This is a genomic window from Chryseobacterium sp. JV274 (assembly GCF_903969135.1).
Classification (GTDB): domain Bacteria; phylum Bacteroidota; class Bacteroidia; order Flavobacteriales; family Weeksellaceae; genus Chryseobacterium.
On the sequence record NZ_LR824569.1, the window covers coordinates 4,312,773 to 4,334,032 of the forward strand.

General features: G+C 36.7%; 17 protein-coding genes. 13 read left to right on the forward strand and 4 right to left on the reverse strand.

The genetic code is table 11. The features are described 5' to 3' along the window. Positions 1 to 204: 204 nt before the first annotated feature. Positions 205 to 885 carry an SIMPL domain-containing protein gene (locus CHRYMOREF3P_RS19915; protein ID WP_180565326.1) on the reverse strand — a complete coding sequence of 227 codons (681 nt, stop codon included), beginning with the start codon at positions 883 to 885 and terminating at the stop codon, positions 205 to 207. A gap of 113 nt (positions 886 to 998) precedes the next feature. Next, the gene (locus tag CHRYMOREF3P_RS19920) at positions 999 to 1,916 is read right to left on the reverse strand and encodes an SIMPL domain-containing protein (protein ID WP_180565327.1); all 918 of its coding nucleotides are present in this window, start codon (positions 1,914 to 1,916) and stop codon (positions 999 to 1,001) included. A 134-nt stretch (positions 1,917 to 2,050) separates the two neighbouring features. Here CHRYMOREF3P_RS19920 and CHRYMOREF3P_RS19925 point away from each other — a divergent pair, with 134 nt between their 5' ends. The 5 genes from CHRYMOREF3P_RS19925 to CHRYMOREF3P_RS19945 all read left to right on the forward strand — a co-directional run bounded on the left by CHRYMOREF3P_RS19925 (position 2,051) and on the right by CHRYMOREF3P_RS19945 (position 6,631). After that, complete coding sequence (locus tag CHRYMOREF3P_RS19925) at positions 2,051 to 3,844, forward strand: histidine kinase (RefSeq protein WP_180565328.1); 1,794 nt, start codon at positions 2,051 to 2,053, stop codon at positions 3,842 to 3,844. A gap of 216 nt (positions 3,845 to 4,060) precedes the next feature. Beyond that, positions 4,061 to 4,753 (forward strand): DUF4386 domain-containing protein, encoded by a 693-nt coding sequence (locus CHRYMOREF3P_RS19930; RefSeq protein ID WP_077415614.1) that lies wholly within the window; start codon positions 4,061 to 4,063, stop codon positions 4,751 to 4,753. A 12-nt stretch (positions 4,754 to 4,765) separates the two neighbouring features. After that, complete coding sequence (locus CHRYMOREF3P_RS19935) at positions 4,766 to 5,182, forward strand: DUF6326 family protein (RefSeq protein ID WP_180565329.1); 417 nt, start codon at positions 4,766 to 4,768, stop codon at positions 5,180 to 5,182. A gap of 97 nt (positions 5,183 to 5,279) precedes the next feature. Next, entirely contained in the window at positions 5,280 to 6,014 is a 735-nt protein-coding gene (locus CHRYMOREF3P_RS19940; protein ID WP_047381057.1) for a LytR/AlgR family response regulator transcription factor, read from the forward strand. A gap of 74 nt (positions 6,015 to 6,088) precedes the next feature. After that, positions 6,089 to 6,631 carry a lipocalin family protein gene (locus CHRYMOREF3P_RS19945; protein ID WP_180565330.1) on the forward strand — a complete coding sequence of 181 codons (543 nt, stop codon included), beginning with the start codon at positions 6,089 to 6,091 and terminating at the stop codon, positions 6,629 to 6,631. A 43-nt stretch (positions 6,632 to 6,674) separates the two neighbouring features. On the opposite strand, the gene CHRYMOREF3P_RS19950 is transcribed toward CHRYMOREF3P_RS19945, so the two are convergent. Beyond that, entirely contained in the window at positions 6,675 to 7,148 is a 474-nt protein-coding gene (locus CHRYMOREF3P_RS19950) for a hypothetical protein (protein WP_180565331.1), read from the reverse strand. Between the two features lie 115 nt (positions 7,149 to 7,263). Between CHRYMOREF3P_RS19950 and CHRYMOREF3P_RS19955 the strand changes: the two genes are divergently transcribed. The 4 genes from CHRYMOREF3P_RS19955 to CHRYMOREF3P_RS19970 all read left to right on the forward strand — a co-directional run bounded on the left by CHRYMOREF3P_RS19955 (position 7,264) and on the right by CHRYMOREF3P_RS19970 (position 16,681). Beyond that, positions 7,264 to 8,514 carry a CinA family nicotinamide mononucleotide deamidase-related protein gene (locus CHRYMOREF3P_RS19955; RefSeq protein ID WP_180565332.1) on the forward strand — a complete coding sequence of 417 codons (1,251 nt, stop codon included), beginning with the start codon at positions 7,264 to 7,266 and terminating at the stop codon, positions 8,512 to 8,514. Between the two features lie 87 nt (positions 8,515 to 8,601). Beyond that, on the forward strand, positions 8,602 to 12,000 hold the full coding sequence (locus CHRYMOREF3P_RS19960; protein ID WP_180565333.1) for a polysaccharide deacetylase family protein: 3,399 nt from the start codon (positions 8,602 to 8,604) through the stop codon (positions 11,998 to 12,000). 187 nt (positions 12,001 to 12,187) lie between these two features. Continuing rightward, a complete protein-coding gene (locus CHRYMOREF3P_RS19965) occupies positions 12,188 to 14,245 on the forward strand; it encodes a M13 family metallopeptidase (RefSeq protein ID WP_180565334.1) in 2,058 nt (685 codons plus the stop codon). A 339-nt stretch (positions 14,246 to 14,584) separates the two neighbouring features. After that, positions 14,585 to 16,681 carry a M13 family metallopeptidase gene (locus tag CHRYMOREF3P_RS19970; RefSeq protein ID WP_077415601.1) on the forward strand — a complete coding sequence of 699 codons (2,097 nt, stop codon included), beginning with the start codon at positions 14,585 to 14,587 and terminating at the stop codon, positions 16,679 to 16,681. Between the two features lie 63 nt (positions 16,682 to 16,744). On the opposite strand, the gene CHRYMOREF3P_RS19975 is transcribed toward CHRYMOREF3P_RS19970, so the two are convergent. Further along, positions 16,745 to 17,791, reverse strand: a complete 1,047-nt coding sequence (locus CHRYMOREF3P_RS19975) for a hypothetical protein (protein WP_077415599.1) — start codon at positions 17,789 to 17,791, stop codon at positions 16,745 to 16,747. A 353-nt stretch (positions 17,792 to 18,144) separates the two neighbouring features. Between CHRYMOREF3P_RS19975 and CHRYMOREF3P_RS19980 the strand changes: the two genes are divergently transcribed. The 4 genes from CHRYMOREF3P_RS19980 to CHRYMOREF3P_RS19995 all read left to right on the forward strand — a co-directional run bounded on the left by CHRYMOREF3P_RS19980 (position 18,145) and on the right by CHRYMOREF3P_RS19995 (position 21,162). Continuing rightward, on the forward strand, positions 18,145 to 18,591 hold the full coding sequence (locus tag CHRYMOREF3P_RS19980; RefSeq protein ID WP_047381441.1) for a type VI secretion system contractile sheath small subunit: 447 nt from the start codon (positions 18,145 to 18,147) through the stop codon (positions 18,589 to 18,591). Between the two features lie 20 nt (positions 18,592 to 18,611). After that, positions 18,612 to 19,973, forward strand: a complete 1,362-nt coding sequence (locus CHRYMOREF3P_RS19985; protein WP_077415595.1) for a DUF5458 family protein — start codon at positions 18,612 to 18,614, stop codon at positions 19,971 to 19,973. Between the two features lie 78 nt (positions 19,974 to 20,051). Then, positions 20,052 to 20,510, forward strand: a complete 459-nt coding sequence (locus tag CHRYMOREF3P_RS19990; protein WP_228408734.1) for a hypothetical protein — start codon at positions 20,052 to 20,054, stop codon at positions 20,508 to 20,510. A gap of 199 nt (positions 20,511 to 20,709) precedes the next feature. Next, complete coding sequence (locus CHRYMOREF3P_RS19995) at positions 20,710 to 21,162, forward strand: hypothetical protein (RefSeq protein WP_180565335.1); 453 nt, start codon at positions 20,710 to 20,712, stop codon at positions 21,160 to 21,162. Positions 21,163 to 21,260 lie beyond the last annotated feature (98 nt).

Sequence of the window (21,260 nt, forward strand, 5' to 3'; positions counted from 1 at the left end):
TTATCTCTATTTAAGGCTGAAAATTGGGAAACTTGGTGAAGGGGTAATTTGACTTGGTGAGTATGCCATAGAGAAAAAAGAGGTTGTTTCAAAATTGTCATTCTGACGAAGGAAGAATCTCTTTTACAATAAATTCGATTCCGTTCGAAACGACAGAAAACAAAAAAAGCTACCCTTTGGGGCAGCCTTATTTAATTTATTATTTTAAAGAATCTCGTATCTTGTCTTGATACTGTATTTCAGCTTGATGTTTTCAATATTATCAAAAGAATAGTCTACCGGAGCATCAGACATTTCCATCTGTACACTGTTTACTCTGCCTTTATAAGCTGCCGGCATGATCATATCGCTGGTATAGTCTTCTATTTCTACGATTTCAAGAGCATTTCCGGTTTTTTTGCCCATACTTTCCAGTAAATAATCTGCTTTTTCTTTAGCGGCTTTCAAAGCATTGATCTTTACTGCTTTTCTGAAATCTGCAATTTTAGTACTCTTTACCTCTGCGATGTTCAGGCTGCTTACCCATTTTTGATTCAGGTCTTCAAAAATTTTATTCAGACTTGATTTTGTGCCGGCTTTAAACTGATAACTTTTAGTAAACTTGGCTGTTTTAGAATAAATATTCTGGTACATTGATTTGAACTTGATGTCCTCGTTCTTTACTCCTGCATTTTTTAAAGTTTCAAATAACTTCTTCTCATTATCTGCCAGATCATTTTTGTTATCTGCTTTTATTCCGATGCTGAAGATGATTTCATCCGGTTCTACTTCCATTTCGGCAACACCTGTAACTTCAATTGCGTTTTTCTTTACTTCTTGTGTCTGAGCGTTTACAAAGCTTCCAAGAGTTAAAATTCCGATTAATAAAAAATGTTTCAATTTCATAATTTCCTGTTTTTAAATTTTTAATTACTGATGTAAAATTACGCCGATCAGAAACCGGAATTCGGGAGACTTGGTGAAATGGAGCTTTCACTTGGTGAGACTTCAGAAATGAATTACTTCTCTTTATTTTTCTTCAGATCATATTTTACGTTGAGGTTCATAATATACTGTATACCCACTTCAGGATCAGAGTTGTTAATAACCTTATCAAAGCCGGTATAATCTGTTCCGTCATAGTAAAAGGTCTTTGATTTCCTTTCTTCTTTTTTTACATATCTGCTGTCATATCCATAGGTGACGCTGGCGCTTTCAAGAGCGGTATAATTTTGATATTGATTTTTGGGAAAAATATAAGTAAAACCTGAACTGGCTGTAGGTTTGCCGATAATTTCCTTTTTAAATAAACTAAAGTAGTTTTCCTTCTTTTTATCGAAAACAGCATATGCTTCTTTGAGAAGATTTTCCTGGATTTTATCAATATCATTGTTGATGTAATCCACTTTAATAATATCATAGATCTGAAAATCCGAAGCTTCAGAGATCAGTTTTTCAATCATTGAATGTTTGTTTACCGTAATAATGATATTTTTCTTGGTTTCGAACCCATCCATTTTCTGAATGGTTACCTGAGTGTCTTTATTAATGTCATAATCATAGATTTTTGTCTGCGAGATAAAATCCACAAAAATATCATCGTTTTTGATGCCCATTGATGATATCCTTTTTATAAAACCATTGATTCTCCTGTTGATATTTTCGATGGCAATTTTAGGTGTGGCAGCTTCTTCATTCAAACCCAGAGTAAGTTTATATTGGTCTGCAGTCTTATTCATCAATACTTTTACACTAACAACCAAGGTGGAATCATTGGCGAAATAACTATTAGTATTGTTGAAGTCAGGGAGGTTTTTTAGGGCGGAATAATCGTTGTTATTTTTGTCTCTGTAAATTTGGTTTCCTCCCACCTGCGCTTTTGAAAAGCTTAAAAAAGAAGTCATGATGAGAAAAAATGCTACTGTTTGTTTTTTCATGATTTTTAAATTTGAATTATTTTGCCCCAAACTTAGTCTTACGGTCACGGTGTCAATGACTAAACTTGGTGAAAGGGTATTTTCGCTTGGTGAATAGTTTTTGAGTACACTATATATATGTATATCTTTGTTTTATGAAAATGTTTACACTTCTTACAATCTTTTTACTGATGCTTTGGGGAAATACTATGTCTTCCCAGAACACTAATAATAGCAGTGCTGCTGTGGAAGAAGTGCAGGTAGAGACGAAGAAGCTGAAAAAAGCAATGGATACTAAAAATGAACCTGCCCAGGCAGATTCATATTATAATATTGGCGAAACATTTTTTAATAGTGGAAATTTTCCGAAAAGTGAAGAGTATTACACCAAAGCGAAAAATCTGTATGAAAAACTCAATGACAAGCCAAATATTGAAAAAGCAACCCGCAGATTGGCCCAGTCACAGGAAAAACAGAATAAAATAACGCCTGCTATCAGTAACTATGGCAGAGCGGCACAAATGAATTATAGTGAAAAAAGTAAGGCCGTCAATTCTAATGACGTTACAAGACTTTCTTCTCCTACGCCGGAGCTTAGGGCAGAAGCTATTCAGAATAATATCAACCTGAGTAAAAAAGAAAACGAACAGGGTGATCTTGCGGAAAGCTACAGTCAGTTAGCTGATGTCAATCTTAAACAGAAAGATGTTTCCAGTGCGGAAGAAAATCTTAATACAGCGTATAAAATCTCTAAAAAAGAAGCTCCGCAGCAAGCATTGGCCATCAATCAGAAACTTGCAGATCTTTATGTTGAAAACAAGAACTTTGAAAAAGCTATTGAAGCCAAAAAGAAGGTGTTGAAAGAAGATTTTGTAAAAGAAAACTCGCAGGAAAAAGTCAATCAGATTCAGGAACTTGCGGATATTTATATTAAGAAAAATGATCCTAAAGAAGCGGTAGATCTTTTGAAAAATGCCTATGGAATTGCTTTGGATAAAGGCCATACATTAGAAGCGCAGAAGAGCGTAAAAAAGCTGGACAGTCTGTACGCTATTTCAGGAAATATTGATGCCTCCGTTCAATTGTACAGAGACTTTTTAGGAAAACTTCCAAACCTGGTTTCCAAGGACAGAAGCCTGGTAGACAATAAAATTCTGGAAGATACCGAGCAGCGGATTTCTCAGCTGGAAAAAGAAAGAGAATTGAAAGATGAGCTTATCCGCAAGAAAAATGTATTCAATTATAGTCTGATCGGAGCTTTAATTCTGTTGACGGGATTGATTATTTTTATTTTCAGAACACTGAAAAAAGTTCAGACAAAAAATAAAAAGATTGCTCTTCAGTCGTTGCGCAGAGAGATGAACCCGCATTTTATCTTTAACAGTTTGAATAGTGTTAACCACTTTATTGCAACCAATAATGAACTGGAAGCCAACCAGTATCTGACAAAATTCTCCAAGCTGATGCGTGGCGTGATGGAAAATTCTACCGAAGATTTTATTCCTTTCCAACAGGAGCTTGACCTTCTCCAGAATTATCTTGCTTTAGAAAAAACACGTTTTGCAGATAAGTTTGATTATGAAATTGAAGTAGATGAAAGTTTGAATATGCAAAACCTCCAGATTCCGGGAATGCTGATACAGCCGTTTCTGGAAAATGCAATATGGCACGGACTCCGTTACAGAACAGAAAAAGGATTTTTAAAATTAAACTTTGAAAAGAGTGAATCGCATCTGAAGATTCTTATCGAAGACAACGGAATAGGCATTGAAGAAAGCAAAAAGCAGAAAACCCAGCATCAAAAAACAAGAGAGGGCAGAGGAATGAAAAATACACTGGAAAGAATTCAGCTTCTGAATGATTTGTACAAAAAAGATATTACCTGCTCTGTAAAGGACAAGGAAAATGATACCGGAGTTTTAGTCACTATAAAAATTAATATGCACTAATCTGAATTCAGGTTAGTGTATTTTGTTTGTGAATCAGTCATTTACTTACTATATTTTTTTAATTTAATAGGATGTTACTTTTTATCAAAGTGCCAGAAACACTCGAAAATTGCACTTTTCTAATACCTTTTACCTTCTATCTGCCACCCGTCACCCAAAAAACCTGTAACCATTTTGAGAAAGTTATTGTCTTAATAGATAAAAACTTAACCCAAAATGGAAACTAACCGTCAAACAGCCAGACTCGCAGGATTTTTTTATCTTATTGTTATCGTAACCGGACTTTTCAGCCTAATGTACGTTCCGTCTAAGCTGATCGTCTGGGAGAATCCTGCATTGACTTTTCAAAATATTTCTTCTTCAGCACAGTTATTCAGATTAAGTATAGCAAGCAGCATTACCTGTTATATCGCTTTTACTTTACTTCCTTTGGTCTTGTATAAACTATTGAAAGCTGTAGATGATCGTTATGCAAAACTGATGGTTATTCTTGCTCTTATCAGTATTCCTATTTCCTTTATCAATCTCCAAAGCAAATTTTCTGTTCTTACTATTATTGAAGGCGCTGACTATCTGAAAATATTTGATCTACAGCAGCTGCAGGCCCAGATGATGCTCTTGCTGAGCAGTTATAACAAGGGACTTTTAATTGCGCAGATCTTTTGGGGATTGTGGCTTTTTCCTTTTGGATATTTGGTATATAAGTCCGGTTTTTTACCAAAAGTTTTAGGAATCTTCTTAATGTTGGGCTGCTTTGGATATGTGATCAACGTTTTTGGAAGAACTGCAATTCCTCATTTTTCAGACAATTCAATATCTGGTTATGTCACATTACCGGCAACAGTAGGAGAGATAGGAATCTGTCTGTGGTTGCTGTTGGTTGGGATACGAAATAAAAAAATAGATTAAAAAATCATAACCATGAACAATTCTACAAAATTTGAAGATGTGCAGATCAATGTGAAAATCATATTGGCCGGTCTTTGGACTTCGGTTACTCTGTGCTATCTGTACGGTGATTATTTCGAGCTTTATACTCCGGGGAAAACCCGTGGTCTGGTGGAGGGAACCAATTTATTAGATTCCCCATCTAAATTACTTCTTGCTTCAGTCATTTTGGCTATTCCCGCGGTAATGGTGTTTCTTTCTCTGATATTAAAACCGGTAGTGAACAGAATGCTCAACATCATCTTTGGTACATTTTTTACTTTGGTAATGCTGTTTATTGGTATTATTTCTTTCTCGGATTGGTATTTGTTTTATGTTTTTCTTGCCATGGTAGAATGCATTATTACGATATTGATCGTAAAGCACGCATGGTGCTGGAAGAAAGTATAACCTTTATCCACACATGGTTTGGGTAAGATTGTAAGGTTAATTAAATATTCCTAATTTGCATCTGGAATCTATTACCTGCCACCTAATATCTTACGTAATGAAAATAAAAGCCGTAATTGTAGACGATGAACTTATAGCAAGAGAAGTTTTACGAAGTTATCTTACCAAATACTGTCCGCAGGTGGAAATTCTTGGTGAAGCTGAAAATATTAAAGAAGCCGTGCCATTGATTGCTGAAAAGCAGCCTCAGTTGGTATTTCTGGATGTAGAAATGCCTTTCGGAAATGCCTTTGATGTATTGGAAGCTACCAAGGAATTTTCCTATGAAACCATTTTCATTACTGCATTTTCACAATATTCATTACAGGCTTTAAACAAATCAGCAAGTTATTATATTTTAAAACCTATTGATATTCAGGAGCTGATTCTTGCGGTGAATAAAGTAGTAGAAAGCCTTGAGAAAAAAGAAGAGCTCAACCGTAATAAGATTCTGCTTGAAAACCTGAAATTAAAACCTGAAAAACAGCAGTTAATTCTTCCAACCCTGCAAGGATTCGATGTTGTAAAGACTGAAGATATTATGAGACTTCAGGCTGATGGAAACTTTACGCAGGTCTATCTCACTGACGGCTCCAAAAAAATGGTGTGTCGCTTTTTAAAACATTTCGATGACTTGCTGGAAAGCCCGTTTGTGAGAGTTCATCGTTCCCATATTATCAATACAGGGTTTGTGAAATCCTACCATAAAAGCGGAACCGTAATGCTGTCTGATGATACTGAAATTGAGGTTTCAGGAAGCTTTAAAGATAATTTTCTGAAAGTATTTTCATAGAATTTATTGTTCCTTAACAGCTTTAAGGCATTATTTTTGACGTTTTTATAAGAACCACACAAAATATTCCGATCATGAAAACCATTCATAAAATTATACTTCCCGTTTCGTTGGGAGCATTGGGGCTTGTTATTTTCAACTCATATTCTGTAAGGATTCCCAGAGGTGCCTCTGCGGTAAAGAATTTTGATTTTAATAAATACCTTGGCAGATGGTATGAGATTGCCCGTTTTGATTACAGGTTCGAAAAAAATATGGATAATGTCACTGCAGAATATACAGAGAATCCGGATGGAACAGTTCAGGTTAGAAATAAAGGGTACGATTACGTTAAAAAAGTATGGAATGAATCTATAGGGGAAGCAAAATTTGTAAAAGATCCGAAAGAAGCCCGTCTGAAAGTTTCATTTTTTAAACCAATCTGGGCCGGTTATAACGTTATAGATATTGATGAAGGCTATCAATATGCTCTGGTGGCAGGAAGCAGCTTAAAATATTTATGGATGCTTTCCCGTACTCCTAACATTCCTGAAAGTATCCGCCAGCGTTTCCTTCAGAAAGCAAGAAAAATTGGCTATAATACCGATGAGCTGATCTGGGTAAAACATAATCAGTAAAAATAAAAGGGCAAAATGATGTGCAAATTTGCCCTTTCATTTTTTAGTTTTTAATATATTCTTTCCATTCCTCAAAGCGGTGATCAATAACCTGTTTCATCAGATCATAGTTTTCGTAGGTATCCTCAATGTGGTAGAAGGTTTCGTATTCGTAATCGTTTTCCTCAGCTTTAGCATCAAAAATATTAACGTAATCATCAGCAAATGAGCTGTATCTGTTTCCGAAATCTGTTTCATCGGCATAGTAATCCTTTGCAAAAAGATTTCCCAGTTCATTCAGGTCATATTCAGAAAATTTCCCGTCGCAGGACTCCATAATAAATTCTGCACCTGTGATTTCTCTGCGTTTTAATTTTTCAATTTCCTCTTCACCATCTTCTTTCAGTTCATCAGAAATCAGATCATTCTGAATGCACCAGTTCAGGAACATTCCTGTATGTGTTGCTCCGTTTTTCTGAGGAAGCTCCTCAGGAAAATCACCACCATAATGCCATGAAGCATCATCATATTTCGACATAATTCTTATTGTAGTTTTAAATAAATTTTGTCAAAAATAGAAAAAATCAATTTATATTGCTGCAGCCACAGAATTTTCCGTCATTTGCATAGAATTTTTTTCAACAAAAAAACATATGGAAAAAGCTGTTCTGATTACCATTGGTGATGAAATCCTTTCTGGAAACACGGTAGATACCAATTCTAATTTTATTGCTGCTGAACTTAAAAACATAGGAATAAAAGTTACTCAGATTCTTACAATCTCAGACGAAATTGAAACCATTAAAGAGGCTTTGAATGTTGCTTTTGGAGCAGGCGACTTAGTGATTACAACAGGAGGACTCGGGCCTACCAGAGACGACAAAACCAAAAAGGCACTTGCGGAGTATTTCAATGATGAAATTGCCCTGGATGAGGTGACATTCAATCATCTTAAAGGGTATATGGAGAGAAGGGGAAGGGCAGATATTCTCGAAAGAAATAAGGAACAGGCTTTTGTCCCAACCAAATCTATTGTGTTTCAGAATCATTACGGAACAGCGCCCTGCATGATGATGGAGCTGGAAGGTAAACTGTGCTACAGCCTTCCTGGTGTTCCTTACGAGGTAAAACCGCTTATCAAAGATCAGATTATTCCCTATTTACAGGAAAGATTCAGCCTTCATTATATCCATACCAGGATTGTTTCCGTAGTGGGAATTCCCGAGAGTATCCTTGCAGACACCATTGAAGACTGGGAACTGGCACTTCCGGAAAATATTGCACTGTCTTACCTTCCGGTGGGAACGCGTGTAAAGCTTCGTCTGACAGCTTCCGGTGATAATGAGGAACAGCTGAAACAGATAACGGAAGAAGAAATTCAGAAACTACTTCCTTTGGTAGAAGGTCACGTAATCGCTGTATCGGAGGATAAAATCGAAAATATTCTGGCAGAAATGCTTACCGAAAGAAATCTGACGATTTCCACAGCAGAAAGCTGTACCGGAGGTGAACTGGCAAAAATGATCACTTCAGTTTCCGGCAGTTCAAAATATTTCCTTGGCGGAATGGTGGCTTATGCCACAGAGAAAAAGATTAAAATTTTAAATGTTTCTAAAGCAACCGTAGACCAGTTTACTGTGGTAAGTGAAGAGGTAGCTCAGGAAATGGCAAAAGGCTGTCAGGAATTATTTGAAACCCATATTTCTCTTTCTACGACAGGTGTGGCAGGCCCGGGAAAAGGAGAAGACGGTAAAGATATCGGAACGGTTTATTATACGATAAGGATTAATGACAAAGCAGAAACATTTACATTATACATGCCTCATCTGGAAAGAGTAGACTTCATGAATTTCGTTTCCCAAAAGGTGATTCAGGATCTTGTAAGCTTACTTATAAACAGTTAGATACATTTCTGCTTTTTAATTTTTTTTTAATTAATTTTAGTAGAGTTTTTCACACTTTTTGAGACCCATTCAATAAATTTCAAAATTGTGGAAGATTCCAAACAGATTTTTCAGACCAACAGCAGGAAACGCTGGAAAAGTGTACAGTGGGGAAGCCGTATTTTTATCTTTGTAGGAATACTGCTTTTGCTTGCTTTGGGGCTGATGATGACCCTGGACAGAAGTCCTAAAATTCCTTTTAAAGAAGATTATAAAGCTGTAATTACGGCCAATAAACCCTATCTTCAGGAGAATAAAATTTCCAAAGAATATAAAGGTTTCAGAAGCTTTATCTCGGAAAAAACAATCCATACCAACCTCGATAAAATTCAGAAAGCGAGAGCAGAAAGATATAAAAATCAGAACAGAAACTGGGCTCAGTTTCCAGGCGGAATCCGGTCTGCATTCTATGTAGCATGGGATCCTCAGTCTCTGATGTCTCTGAAACGAAATATCAGACACGTTAATCTGGTTTTTCCGGAATGGTTTTTCCTTGATCCTAAAACAGGTGATCTGAAAACCAATGTGGATCCGGAAGGGTACAAAGTGATTAAAAGAACGGGAGTTGCTGCAATGCCAATGTTGAGCAACAACTCTGATCAGGAATTTCATTCAGAAGGAATTGTAAAAGTTCTTAATGATCCTCAGAAAAGATCACATTTGATTCAAAAACTTACCCAGCAATGTAAAAAATACCATTTCAAAGGCATTAATATTGACTTTGAGGATATGAATCTGGATTCTGATGAAAATCTGATTGCTTTTATGAAAGAGCTTTCAGAAACTTTCAAAAAGAACCAGCTGCTGGTGACTATGGATATCATGACAGACAATGATGATTACAACATCCCGAGATTGAATCCCTATGTAGATTACTTTGTATTGATGGCTTACGATGAATATTCTGCAGGAAGTGATGCAGGGCCGGTTTCCTCTCAAAAATGGATCGAAGAACAGACAGGAAAAATCGTAAAACAAACCTCTCCACAAAAAATCATTCTGGGCTTGGGAGCTTATGGCTATGATTGGAGTTCCAATAAAGATGATAATACCTCTGTAACCTATATGCAGGCAATTACCAAAGCCAGCGCCAGTAAAGCAGTAATTGATTTTAATGACAATACTTTTAATTTAAATTATTCCTATACTGATTCTAAAAACCTCACCCACACGGTGTTTTTCAATGATGCGGCTTCTATTTTCAATACGATGCGTTTCTCCTCAGAATATCCATTGGCAGGAACAGCACTCTGGAGACTGGGAAGTGAGGACAGCAGAGTCTGGAATTTCTATGATAAAGATCTTACGTTTGCCGGCCTTTCCAAGCTGAATTTAAAAAACCTTGAAAATGTAAAAGGGCAGACCATGGTGGATTATATTGGTGATGGAGAAGTATTGGATGTTCTGAATACGCCTCATGACGGAAAAATTGCTCTTGAAATTGACCCGAAAGAAAAAATAATCACGGATGAAAATTATATTACCTATCCAAGCTCTTATGAGGTAAAAAAATATGGAAGTGCCCCACAAAAAGAATTGGTGCTTACTTTTGATGACGGTCCGGACGAAACATATACTCCGCAGATATTAGATGTACTGTCCAAATATCATGTTCCGGCAGCATTCTTTTTAGTAGGATTAAATGCAGAAAAGAACCTTCCACTCGTTAAGAGAATTTACAGAGAAGGACACGAGATAGGAAATCACACATTTACCCACGAGAATGTAGCGAAAGTAAGTCCGGAAAGAGCTTTGCTGGAACTGAAACTAACAAGATTGCTGATAGAATGCGTGACAGGACATAGTACAATTCTGTTCAGAGCTCCGTATAATGCAGACTCTGAGCCTACTACTTCGGAAGAAATTATTCCGGTAGCACTGGCAAGACAGCAAAACTATCTGGATATCGGGGAAAATATAGATCCTGAAGACTGGCAGCCGGGAATAAAAGCAGATGAGATTGTAAAACGTGTGATGGCAGGGCTCAAACTACAGAGAGGAAATATCATCCTTCTTCATGATGCGGGCGGAGACACCAGAGAAGAAACAGTGAAAGCTTTAAAAATCCTGATCCCTACACTTCAGAAACAGGGCTATCATTTTACCAACCTTACCAGTATTCTGCATAAAACCAGAAGTGAACTGATGCCTGAAGTTCCGAAAACGAAGTCATATTATATCATGCAGCTCAACCTTGTCTTGGCCACTGTAATTTATGGAATAAGTCATTTTCTGGTTGCATTATTTACCATTTTCATTGTATTGGGTTTGATCAGACTATTGCTGATGGTATACTGGGCTTTTAAAGAACGAAAAAAAGAAAAAAAACTGGGTGGGTTTCCGGTTTTGGAATCTTATCCGAAAGTTTCTATTATTGTGCCTGCTTATAATGAAGAAGTGAATATTGTTTCTTCCCTGCAGAATCTGCTGAAGCAGACCTATCCAAATTTTAACATTATTATGGTAGATGACGGAAGTAAGGATTCTACTTATGAAAAGGTATTAGAAGCATTCCCTGGGCATCCGAAAATGAAAATTTTAACCAAAACAAATGGCGGAAAAGCAACGGCCCTGAACTTCGGAATATCACAGACAGATGCAGAATACGTAGTCTGCATTGATGCAGACACCAAACTGCAGCAGGATGCCGTAAAATATCTGGTTGCAAGATTTTTGAACTCAAATCCGGAAGAGAAAATTGCAGCCGTAGCAGGAAATGTGAAAGTTGGAAACAGAGTCAATTGGCTTACCAGATGGCAGGCTATAGAATATACAACAAGTCAGAATTTTGACAGGCTTGCATATGCGAATATCAATGCGATTACCGTAATTCCGGGTGCTATCGGGGCATTCAGAAGAGCTGTGATCCTTGAGGCCGGAGGTTATTCATCCGACACTTTAGCAGAAGATTGTGATATTACCGTGAAAATTTTAAAAGCAGGGTATACCGTCGCCAATGAAAACAGAGCGGTTGCTGTTACGGAAGCTCCGGAGACTGCGAGCCAGTTTTTGAAACAGCGTTTCCGCTGGACTTACGGAATCATGCAGATGTTCTGGAAACAGAGACAGACTTTCCTTAACCCCAAATATAAAGGATTGGGACTTTGGGCAATGCCGAATATTTTATTATTCCAATATATTATTCCATTTTTCTCACCGCTGGCAGATGTGATTATGTTCTTTGGAATTTTGTCCGGTAACGGAGATAAAATATTTACCTATTATCTGATCTTCCTTTTGGTGGATGCTTCCTTAGCTTTAGTGGCATTCATTATGCAGCGTGAAAAACTGATCAATCTGCTGTATATTATTCCGCAGAGATTCGGATATAGATGGCTGATGTATATTGTTTTGTTTAAAAGTTTAAGAAAGGCATTGAAAGGCGAAATGCAGTCCTGGGGATTCCTGAAAAGAACCGGAAATGTAAAAGAGATAGCAACTTCTTAAGAAGCCGGGAAGCCGGAAGAATGAGGCTGGAAGTTATTGTATGATTTTCATAACTTCCAGCTTCCTTCTCCCAGCTTCCATCTTTTATAAATTTTTATAATGCTGTAATGTTATTTGTTTAAATTTGTTTTCATAAAAAGTAACAAATACGAAATAAATCATACCTATTCTAAAAATTGTTATCATAATGAAAAAAATAACGCTTTCTTTGTTTTTAATAGCAGGGATTTGTACTCAGACTACCATGAGCGCACAAGCTAAAACTGCTAAAGTAGCAGTGAACAATACAGACAAAGGTTTAGACCTTAGCTTGATGGACACTTCGGTGCGTCCTCAGGATGATTTTTACAACTATGTGAGTGGAACCTGGATGAAAACTGCCAAAATTCCATCTGATAAACCAACTTGGGGAAGCTTCAACAAACTGGCTGAGGACACGGATAACAATTCCATGACAATCCTGAACTCTCTTCTGAAAGATAAATTTGCTGACGGAAGTGAAGGTAAAAAAATCCAGGATCTCTATGCTACTTACATGAACATGGAGAAGAGAAATGCAGACGGAATCAAACCTATCCAGGAAAATCTGAATAAGATTGATGCTATTAAAAACATGGCTGATCTTCAGAACTACCTTACTTCTGTAACGAAAGAAGGAGAAAATGTTTTTTACGGATGGGGAGTAGATGCAGACCTTAAAGATTCTAAAATGAACGCGGTTTATTTAGGAAATGCTTCTTTAGGTTTAGGAAGAGATTACTATCAGAAAGTAAACGAAAAAAATACAGAAGCAATTGCTGAATATCAGAAATATGTAGCTTCAATGCTAAAAGAATTAGGGTACAAAAATGCTGATGAAGCAGCAAAAGGTATCGTAAATTATGAAAAAAGCATCGCACAGACTTATCTGACAAACGAGCAGAGCCGTGATAACACACTTCAGTACAATCCTAAGACGATGGCTGAACTTTCTGCTCTGGTAAAAAATGTAGATCTTCCAGGATATCTTAAAAAAGTTGGAGTAAATTCTGACAAAGTAATTATCAGTGAATTAGGATTCTATAAAAACTTCGATAAATTAGTGAATGCTCAGAATCTTTCTGTAATCAAAGATTATCTGAAATTCCACATGATCCACGGAAGTGCTTCTTACTTAAGTGAAAACTTAGGGAACATGAAATTTGCTTTCTATGGTAAATATCTTAGAGGACAGCAGGAACAAAGAGCTCTTAACAAAAGAGGTTTTGAATTGATCAACGGTTCTTTAGGAGAAGCTTTCGGAAAATTATATGTTGAGAAATATTTCCCTGCTGAAGCTAAAGCTCAGATGGTAGAATTGATCGATTATTTAAAGAAAAGTTTCGCAGTTCATATCAACAACTTAGCTTGGATGTCTTCTACAACTAAGGAAAAAGCAATGCAGAAACTGAATAAGTTTACGGTAAAAGTTGCTTATCCGGACAAATGGAAAGACTATTCAAAATTAAATATCCTTTCTGAAGCAAATGGTGGAAACCTGTATAAAAACCTTCAGAACATTGGAGAATGGCAGTACAATAAAGATTTAGCTAAAATCGGTAAGCCAGTGGATAAAACAGAATGGGGAATGACTCCACAGACTGTAAATGCATATTACAACCCGGTAAACAACGAGATTGTATTCCCTGCTGCTATCCTTCAGCCGCCATTCTTTAACCCTAAAGCTGATGCTGCTGTAAACTTCGGAGGTATTGGTGCCGTTATTGGTCACGAAATGAGCCACGGATTTGATGATTCAGGAGCACAGTTCGATGCTGATGGTAACTTAGTAGACTGGTGGACTCCGGAAGATAAAGCGAACTTTGAAAAGGCAACAAAAGCTCTTGCTTCTCAGTATGACAAATACGAGCCTGTAAAAGGAACTTTTGTAAATGGTACTTTCACAAACGGTGAAAATATCGCTGACTTAGGAGGAGTGAATATCGCTTATGATGCTCTTCAAATGTATTTAAAAGACAAAGGAAACCCAGGAAAAATTAGTGGATTCTCTCAGGATCAGAGATTCTTCCTAAGCTGGGCAACGGTTTGGAGAACATTATCTAGTGAGAAATATATGGTAAATCAGGTGAAAACTGATCCGCACTCTCCGGGATACTTCAGAAGTTTTGGTCCGCTTATCAACGTTGATGCCTTCTATAAAGCATTCGACGTGAAAAAAGGAGACAAATTATACAAAACTCCGGAAGAAAGAATCAAAATCTGGTAAAAATAACAACCGCTCAGCAATGGGCGGTTTTGTTTTTTAGGTAGCAGGTGAATAGGGTTTAGGGATTAGGGAATCGGATGAGTTATATTTGTCGTAGTATCTTCCATCATTCCCATCCTTTGGAGGGGTGTCAAAAATTCCTTGAATTTTTGACGGGGTGGTCTACAACAATGTCATTTTCCACCCACATTTCAAAAGAACACCCAAAAACTTCAAACCTTAAACTCAAAACTTTAAATTTTTAACCTTAAATCTCTATTCAGATATAAATATCACTCATCACATATCATTAAAGTTTGTATATTTGATAAGTTTGTGTAAAATCAAAAATAATCTTTAATGAAAAAGCTAAATATTGGAATACTTGCCCTTTCAGGTATTGTATTTCTTAATTCGTGTGGTGCAGCAAAGACTGCAGGGACAGAGAATAAAACAGAAGCTGCAGCAAAAGTGGCTGAACCGGTAAAAGAAGAAGCAAAAGAAGAGGGAATCAATTTATCGTATATGGATACCAGTGTCCGTCCACAGGATGACTTTTTTAGCTATGTAAACGGAAATTGGGTGAAAACTACTCAGATTCCTTCTGATAAAGCAAACTGGGGTTCTTTCAATGCTTTGAGAGAAAACGTAGATGATGCTTCATTAGATATATTAAACAAAATCCTTACAGAATCATATCCGGCCGGATCAGAAGGACAGAAAATCCAGAATTTGTATGCCTCTTTTATGGATACCAATAAGAGAAATGCAGAAGGACTCGCTCCTATCAAAGCTGATCTTGCCAAAGTAGATGCCATTAAAAGCCTTAATGATCTTCAGAAATACCTGTTGGATGCTACAAAATTGGGAGACAACTCTTTCTATGGATGGAGAGTAGGTGCTGATATGAAGAACTCCAATATGAATGCAGTATATCTTGGCGGTCCGGATTTAGGTTTGGGAAGAGATTATTATCAGAAAGTAAACGAGGCCAATACCAAAACACTGGCAGAATATCAGGCATACGTTGGAAAGCTATTCGGAGTTTTAGGATATAAAAATTCTCCACAGGCTGCACAGAATGTGGTAGATTTTGAAAAACAGCTTGCTAATTATCTATTGACTCTTGAGCAAAACAGAGATGCCAATTTAAGATACAACCCTAAAAATGTATCAGAATTGTCTGGTCTGGTTAAAAATGTTGACCTTGCAAAATATCTTAAGGATGCCGGAGTAAATACAGACAGAGTAATCATTGGTGAACTGAAGTACTACCAGAATATGGATCAGTTTGTAACGCAGAAAAACCTTCCTTTACTGAAAGACTATCTGAAATATCATATCATCAATGGAAATGCAAGCAACCTGAATGACAGCCTGGAGCAGATCAGATTTGACTTCTATGCTAAATATTTGCAGGGTCAGAAAGAACAGCGCCCAATGAACAAAAGAGGACTTACTCTTGTAAATGGTGTTCTTGGAGAAGCTTTCGGAAAATTATATGTTGACAAATATTTCACTCCTGAAGCTAAAAAGCAGATGGAAACGTATATTGATTACCTTTTAAAATCATTCAAAACACATATCGCCAATATAGACTGGATGTCTCCTGAAACCAAAGTGAAAGCTCAGGAAAAACTATCCAAGTTTACCGTGAAAATTGCTTACCCTGATAAATGGAAAGATTATACACAGTTAAAAGTAGAATCTCCAAAAGAGGGAGCAACATTATATTCTAACCTTCAGAATGTAGCAGCATGGCAGTATCAGAGAAGTTTAGATAAAGTAGGAAAACCTGTGGACAAAACAGAATGGGGAATGTCTCCACAAACGGTAAATGCATACTACAGTGGATCAAACAACGAAATTGTTTTCCCTGCAGCTATTCTTCAACCGCCTTTCTACAATCCTAAAGCTGATGCAGCAGTGAATTTCGGAGGTATTGGTGCCGTTATCGGTCACGAAATTTCTCACGGATTTGACGACAGCGGTTCCCGTTTCGATGGAGATGGTAACCTTAATAACTGGTGGAGTGATGCAGACCGTAAAAACTTTGATGCAAAAGTAGGTCAGCTGGCAGCTCAGTACAGCGCTTATGAGCCTGTAAAAGGAAGTTTCGTAAACGGTAAATTTACAAGCGGTGAAAACATCGGTGACTTAGGTGGAGTAGCGGTGGCTTATGACGCGCTGCAGATGTATTTAAAAGATAAAGGAAATCCAGGTAAGATCAGCGGGTTCACTCAGGATCAGAGATTCTTTATGAGCTGGGCAACCGTCTGGAGAACAAAAGCTACCGATCAGTATATGATCAATCAGGTGAAAACAGACCCGCACTCTCCGGGAATGTTCAGAGCTTTCGGGCCACTGGTAAACCAGGATTCATTCATCAAAGCATTTGATATCAAACCGGGAGACAAATTATATAAAGCTCCTCAGGACAGAATAAAAATCTGGTAATTTTACCTTAAATTGTTAGAAAAGAAAGAATCCGTCTCACATTGGTTGGGGCGGATTCTCTTTTTAATATTCTTTCTTATAATTCCGGAGAACAAATTTTATTCCTGTTTCTATAATATCTCCCATTGTTTTACAATACTTGAAATTGATATCATAAGTGAGTTTTTGTAAAGCAGTCTTTAGTTCTGTAACATTGGCTTCCGGTGCAATATTATCTTTTTTCATAATAGAAATGAGCTCATCGAATCTGTTTTGGCTGCTCGTCACTCTTTTTACGATTTGTGAACGGACCTCCTTACGGTATTGCTCTATAGAACTGGGCTTCAGTTTTTCCAGTACCATATTCACCATTTGACTGTTTTCTTTGAAATACTGTGGAAGATAAACTTTCAGATTTCCCTCATAAGACTGCTGGTCAAAATCAATGGGGCGGATTCTGTAAATGACCTGGTCAAAATCATGTATGGGAATCACAACATAATTATAAGACCTCATATCACCAAGAAGCCCAATAAGACAGCGCTCATTGAATTTCACAAATTCCTTGGAAATCTGTGCCTTTTCCAATTCCGTACAGTTGAACATATGCTTCTGAATAAAAACATCCCCTGGAATTCCCAAAATATGCTCTTCAATCAAAGTGTTTTTATACACCAGAAAATTAATTCGGTTGGGAGAAAGCAGGTCTTCAAGTTCCAGTCCGAATATTCGGGAAGCATCCGCCTGTTTAATATAAAAATAAGTATAATTATCGTTAAGGATATTTCTCACCCGAACCCGGAAAGGTTTAGAATTTCCGAAAGTACAAAAGTCAATGGTATCCACTTTCAGATAAGGTAAAGTAGCGATGTCTCCATCAGAATGAAGAAGGGTATAAATCTTATTTAAATTAGCCTCTATTTCTTTAAACTCAAATTCAGGATATAATACCCCAAGCCACAAAGTATCTTTTCCGTCTTTATCCAGAATACTCACGCTGTCACTGAACCTTAGAAGATCTTCATACAAAAACTTAATCTTAGTAGTTCTGTTATATTTTTCCAGGTATTGCTGTAATGCTTCTGAAGCTGGAAATATCGGTTTTCTAAACGCTATTTTTACATCTTTCATACACTGTTCACTTTGATTAAATATAAAGAATATTTTTTGTGTAATAACTGGGAATCCTTATTTTAACATTCATTGGATGCTTTTGTATAAGAATAAAGTGAACAAAAATTTTATTTATTTTTTCTTGAATTTTTTTATTTATTTTTTCATAGCTTAGTGATATCGTAATATGGTGATTTTATGTTGAATAAATGTAGATAAAATTAGATGATTCAAGAAAAATCTTAGTAAAGTTTTTTATGTTACAGTTTTTTTTTAAATTTAAACACTGGATTGGTAATTTATTTGATTCATCTGTAAATTACTCAAAGACAGATCCAAACCAAAATAAGAAATCTCAAAATAACAATAATATGGCAATGTTTAATTATGGTGTTGGCGGAAACGAAGTAAAAGTAGACGCTAATGAAGCTATTCAGGAAATACAGGAAAATAAATCACTGATAGTAAGCCAACTTACAACAGAAGAGTCTTATACACCTGAAATCGTAACAGGATTAAAAACAGTGGAAGACGTTTTCAAACATTTTCAGCCTTCAATATCGGTACAACACGAAACAGAAGACGGAGGAGTGGTAGAAGAAGAATTCCGTTTTCAAAACCTTGGAGACTTTACCCCTAAAAGCCTTACTCAGAAGTCAGATTATCTGCAGCAGCTGAGCATGGAGCAGGAGCAGTACAATAAAATCGTACGTCAGCTGAAAACAAACAAAATTCTACGCAATATGCTGGAGAACGATCAGACAAGAGCAGCGTTCATAGAAGTATTGAAAGAAGTGGCACAAGAACTTGAAAAATAATTAAAGACTTACATTAAATCATGGATAGCAAATTACAGGCACAAGAAAGCCAGCAGCAGGGTCAGCAGCAGCACTCGGGACAACCGAAAGGCAACCCGCTTGCAGAGCTCAATAAAATGGGAGGATTTGGCTTTGTTGAATCCGTTGTAGACGGTATTGCCAATATGAACCCAACAAGAAAGGCAAGAAAAGAAATCTTCCTGAATGACAGCAATAAAGCAGATGAAAGAAAAGAACTTCTTCAGAAGATCAATCTTTGGGTAAACCTTTTAGAAGGTAGCGAATCTGCAGATAAAATGGCTGATACGTGCAAAACTAAAGCACAACAGGCCGACCAAAACTTAAAGACAAACTTAAAAAATACACTGGATACTGTTCGTCTGTTGGAAACCAATTACAGAACAGTAGCTCAATTCTACAAAAACACAGAATTGGATAAAGTGGACAACGTAAGTATTGTAAACGCAAGCATCGAACAGGTTTCAGATTTGGATAATCCTTTGTTCATTGATGCAATCTCAGAAGAATTTAAAAATTACTATGACCGTCTTGACCTTAGAGATAACTACTCAATCCTTGCAATACCAGGATATTTAGGATCCAACAAGGTAATCGAGAAATGGGCAAAAATCTGTAACGAAAACAAAGTAATGATGGTTACAGACTTTGCTAACCTTGATAAGCCGGATGACGTGGTAGACTTATTCCACTCAGCCAATCTTACAGGAGGAGAACTTCACAGAAGTAACGTTATTATGACGTGTAACTGGCTGGTAGGACGTGGTAAAGCTGAAGAAGTAGGGGAAGAAGAAAATGTAGAACTTCCACCTTCCACTTCATTAGCAGGAAAAATCCATAAAACCCTGATGTCTCAGGTTGCAGCAGGTAAAAAACATGGTAATATCAACGAAGTAGACGCTGTAAAATTTGAATTGAAGAAAAGTGAAATTTCTCAGTTGGAAAAAATGGGTCTTGTACCAATGGTAAACGAATACGGAAAAATTATGGCCTTCTCTGCGAAGACATTATTTACAGGAGACAATATCGGTCTTCAGACGTATTCCGTAGTTCGTGTATTCGACTACGTAACCAAAGTACTTCTGGACTTCCTGAACAGAAGAGCTTTTGAAAACTGGAATGCTAAAAACGAGGACGATTTGAGAAGACAGATCGTAACCTTCCTTGATAACATTAAAGGGCCGGACAAATTGATCGAAAAATTCAAAATTGTTCGTTTCGAGCAGGATAGAGTAAACAAAGACAGAGTGTGGCTGGATATCCGTATGACCCCTTATTTCCCTACGAAGAGTTTCGTTATTAAACTTGACGGACACAAAGGAGATGATGGCAACGAATGGGATGCAGAATATACTCAGGAGTAACATCAACGTACTTTATATAACAAAAACCGATGCAATTTTACATCGGTTTTTTTTCAACCAACACCTATGAAATTTAATATGAATAAGAAACTTATTATTAGCTTACCCGCTATATTGATGGTGCTTTTGATAAGCTGTGAGAAAAAATACCAAAGTCCCGGACAATACGAGAATGATCTTTTTGCAGATGAACATCAGGAAGGGAAGGCATATATCATGAGTAAGGATGAATGTTTTGATGGCAGTGAGCTGGTAATTGCAAGTTCAGAAGTAAAACTGGCAGACAGTTCAAAAGGCCGTGGAAAATCATTCTTCCTTTACAAAGTAAGATCTGGGAAAGTATTAAAAACAGTAAGAGATTCTACTGTAGAAATGCCGATGCTTTTTTTATCTCAATACAAACTAAAGATAAAAAATACTGATTCTATGTATGTTTATCTGAAAAAACTGGAAGGATACCGTTTTTTAAAGAAAGACAGAAACCTTAATTATCAGTGGTTAAAAGCGGCTCCTGTTTACAATGTAGATAAGAAATAACTTTGAATCCGATAATTTTTTATATCACGATATAATGATTTTTTGTATTTTTGTTTTTGAACAAACACAAAAACAAAATGAAAAAAAATGTTATCCTAATTGATGATATTATCCATCATCGTTTCTTACAATTTGATCCGAAAATCAATACTTGTCTAAATAACTGTCAGCTAAAAGTTAGTAATACATTATATTACCCATGACAGGAACTATTATCGGGAATCAAAATCCAATGGTGGGAAAAGCCTATCCTTACGAAATACAACCTTCCGGCCTCTCGTTCGGGTTGAAAGGCGAATATGAATGGCATCTTTATAAGAAACAGAAAAACGGAATCTGGAAAGATATTACCTCCCAACCTAAAAAAGGTGAAAAGGTAACGTACAGATTTGGAGAAATAGGCTTGGGAATAGAATTTCAAATGAAAGTCTACGAAACTAAAAAAGGTATTTTCCCGGGGCTTCCTGCTACCAAAGAATTGGCTGCCACTTTCATACTGATTCCTACCAGTAACAAGGTTCCAAAAATAGATAAAGTAATTCTTTTCAACAGAGGAGGAAAAGATGTTAATAAAGCCAGCTATCGTGATACTCTTATTGCCCAGGCTCACTGCATTGCAATGTTCAATAAGGAAATAGAATTTCACCTTTGAGAAGATGATGCTCCGGGCAAAGGCCATGATCCCAATATTAATAAAAACAACCGTCATACAAGAAGTTACAAGGCTCTTGTCAATGAAAAAGGGATTGC

What these genes read in the sequence shown, in the direction of transcription:
- CHRYMOREF3P_RS19915 (WP_180565326.1), bottom strand. Translation starts at nt 885, where the DNA reads ATGAAATTGAAACATTTTTTATTAATCGGAATTTTAACTCTTGGAAGC.
- CHRYMOREF3P_RS19920 (WP_180565327.1), bottom strand. Translation starts at nt 1,916, where the DNA reads ATGAAAAAACAAACAGTAGCATTTTTTCTCATCATGACTTCTTTTTTA.
- CHRYMOREF3P_RS19925 (WP_180565328.1), top strand. Translation starts at nt 2,051, where the DNA reads ATGAAAATGTTTACACTTCTTACAATCTTTTTACTGATGCTTTGGGGA.
- CHRYMOREF3P_RS19930 (WP_077415614.1), top strand. Translation starts at nt 4,061, where the DNA reads ATGGAAACTAACCGTCAAACAGCCAGACTCGCAGGATTTTTTTATCTT.
- CHRYMOREF3P_RS19935 (WP_180565329.1), top strand. Translation starts at nt 4,766, where the DNA reads ATGAACAATTCTACAAAATTTGAAGATGTGCAGATCAATGTGAAAATC.
- CHRYMOREF3P_RS19940 (WP_047381057.1), top strand. Translation starts at nt 5,280, where the DNA reads ATGAAAATAAAAGCCGTAATTGTAGACGATGAACTTATAGCAAGAGAA.
- CHRYMOREF3P_RS19945 (WP_180565330.1), top strand. Translation starts at nt 6,089, where the DNA reads ATGAAAACCATTCATAAAATTATACTTCCCGTTTCGTTGGGAGCATTG.
- CHRYMOREF3P_RS19950 (WP_180565331.1), bottom strand. Translation starts at nt 7,148, where the DNA reads ATGTCGAAATATGATGATGCTTCATGGCATTATGGTGGTGATTTTCCT.
- CHRYMOREF3P_RS19955 (WP_180565332.1), top strand. Translation starts at nt 7,264, where the DNA reads ATGGAAAAAGCTGTTCTGATTACCATTGGTGATGAAATCCTTTCTGGA.
- CHRYMOREF3P_RS19965 (WP_180565334.1), top strand. Translation starts at nt 12,188, where the DNA reads ATGAAAAAAATAACGCTTTCTTTGTTTTTAATAGCAGGGATTTGTACT.
- CHRYMOREF3P_RS19970 (WP_077415601.1), top strand. Translation starts at nt 14,585, where the DNA reads ATGAAAAAGCTAAATATTGGAATACTTGCCCTTTCAGGTATTGTATTT.
- CHRYMOREF3P_RS19975 (WP_077415599.1), bottom strand. Translation starts at nt 17,791, where the DNA reads ATGAAAGATGTAAAAATAGCGTTTAGAAAACCGATATTTCCAGCTTCA.
- CHRYMOREF3P_RS19980 (WP_047381441.1), top strand. Translation starts at nt 18,145, where the DNA reads ATGGCAATGTTTAATTATGGTGTTGGCGGAAACGAAGTAAAAGTAGAC.
- CHRYMOREF3P_RS19985 (WP_077415595.1), top strand. Translation starts at nt 18,612, where the DNA reads ATGGATAGCAAATTACAGGCACAAGAAAGCCAGCAGCAGGGTCAGCAG.
- CHRYMOREF3P_RS19990 (WP_228408734.1), top strand. Translation starts at nt 20,052, where the DNA reads ATGAATAAGAAACTTATTATTAGCTTACCCGCTATATTGATGGTGCTT.
- CHRYMOREF3P_RS19995 (WP_180565335.1), top strand. Translation starts at nt 20,710, where the DNA reads ATGACAGGAACTATTATCGGGAATCAAAATCCAATGGTGGGAAAAGCC.